Genomic DNA, 1,804 nt, shown 5'->3' with positions numbered 1-1,804 from the left:
CGCGGTTTCAGGGCGTTCGGTCGGCGTGCCCCAGGCTGTTGTCCTGAAGGAACTCTGTCGCCCGCGATGAGGGCGTGACGCCGGCCGCGCGGAGCAGCGCCTCCAGTTCACGCCCCAGTTCGCCCAGTTCGGCGCGGTAGGCGATCAGGCCGTCCAACAGGTGCCGTGCCCGGCCCCGGCCTGTTTCCAGCACAAGTGACTGCCCACGGTCTTGCCTGCCCTGCATGATGCCCTCCCGGGCACGGTCTGGTTGCCCGGTGCCCGCCCCATTGCCCGCCCGGCCCGTAAGCGGGCCGCATGCGACTTTATAATTTATTATTATAATTCAATTAGATATATGTATTTGTGCCCGATTCCCGGGGCCCCCGCGGTGCCGATCATCACCGCTCCCCCTCTATGTAGACCAAGGGCGGCGATGCGGCCAGGCGGGGTCCGGCCGGCGCCCCGCAGTGTCCCGATACTTGCACCGACGGCCCGGATCGGCTGTCATTGGCGGCTGGAGACGGTCAATTGGGAGCGTTCATGGGTTATCAATGTCCCGTTGCCATGCCTTTTCACCGCGGGCGCCTGCCCGGTGTGCCCGCCCCACAGGGGACGGGCTGACCGTCGCGCGACAGATTCATGGGATCTCTCGAACAGGAGAACCGGAGACTTCGCGGCCAACTGGATGACCTGTTGCGCCGTGCCCGGGAGAACGAGAGCAAGCTCAACCGGGTTCAGTCCCTGGAACTCAAACTGATCGGTGCGCCGGGCCTCGCCGAAATCGTGCGTCTGTTGTCGCGGGACCTGCCGAAGATCTCCCGCCTGGATCACGTGGGCATCCTTCTGGAGGACATCACCGGCGAGGTGGGGTTGGCACTCTCCGAGGCGGGCATCCTGCCGAGCCCCGGGCACGTGGAGCTCAACCCACCCGGGAGACTGCCGCTTCGCAGCTACGTGGGCCCCTACGATGCGCGCGTGCATGCGCAGCGTTGCGGCGGCCGCGACGACCTGGCCAGCCTCGCCATCATTCCCCTGCGCCGTGGTGAACAGCCACTGGGGGCGCTGGTGCTTGGAAGCCGCAATCCCCAGCGATATCTGGCGGGTCTGGACACCTATTTCCTGGAACGCCTTGCGGCCATCACGGCCGTGTGTATCGAGAACGCCCTGAACCTGCGCAGGCTGCGCGAGTTGGGCCTGACCGACGCGCTGACAGGTCTGCGCAACCGACGCTACTTCGATGAGCAATTGCCCCTGGAATGCGCCCGCGCCCAGCGCGACGGTGGTGTGCTGGCCTGCCTGTTCGTGGACATCGACCACTTCAAGGCCATCAACGACGAACTGGGGCATCCGGCGGGCGACCGCGTGATTCGCGAGGTGGCCCAGCGCATCGCCAGCCATGTCCGTCCCTTCGACATGCTGGCCCGTTACGGCGGAGAGGAGTTCGTGGTGCTGCTGACGCGGCTGGAGTTCGGCGCCGTCCTGGAGGTGGCGGAGCGCATTCGTGCCGCCGTGGCCGCCCGGCCGGTCGTTCTGGATGAGGGCCTGGAACAACCGGTCACCGTGTCGCTGGGCGCGGCGCAGTGTGCCGTGGTGCCCGGGGTGGCCGACGACCCGGCGTTTGGGCGCGCACTGCTGGAAGCAGCGGACCAGGCCTTGCTGCGCGCCAAGCAGGAAGGACGCAATCGGGTGGTCATCGGGCAATCCCTCACAAGCCCGTCACGGCACCGGGTCAGGGAGCAGCAGAAGGGTTACGACCGGTTCGGGTTTTGACCCGCATATTTCAGCAAGGATCGCGAATGATGGTGGTCTCTGGGCCTGTCTC

Annotated in this window: 2 protein-coding genes; one reads left to right on the top strand and one right to left on the bottom strand. The window is 66.4% G+C overall.

Annotation, left to right across the window (positions count from 1 at the left end):
- Nucleotides 1-7: 7 nt before the first annotated feature.
- Nucleotides 8-226, bottom strand: a complete 219-nt coding sequence (locus B1C78_RS16505) for a hypothetical protein (protein WP_077280256.1) — start codon at nucleotides 224-226, stop codon at nucleotides 8-10.
- A 395-nt stretch (nucleotides 227-621) separates the two neighbouring features.
- On the opposite strand from B1C78_RS16505, the gene B1C78_RS16500 reads away from it, so the two are divergent.
- Entirely contained in the window at nucleotides 622-1,752 is a 1,131-nt protein-coding gene (locus B1C78_RS16500) for a DUF484 family protein (RefSeq protein WP_077280255.1), read from the top strand.
- The last annotated feature ends 52 nt before the right edge of the window (nucleotides 1,753-1,804 follow it).

The organism is Thioalkalivibrio denitrificans (genome assembly GCF_002000365.1).
GTDB lineage: Bacteria > Pseudomonadota > Gammaproteobacteria > Ectothiorhodospirales > Ectothiorhodospiraceae > Thioalkalivibrio_A > Thioalkalivibrio_A denitrificans.
Note: the sequence above shows the minus strand (reverse complement) of the source record. Positions and strands in the feature narration are given on the sequence as shown.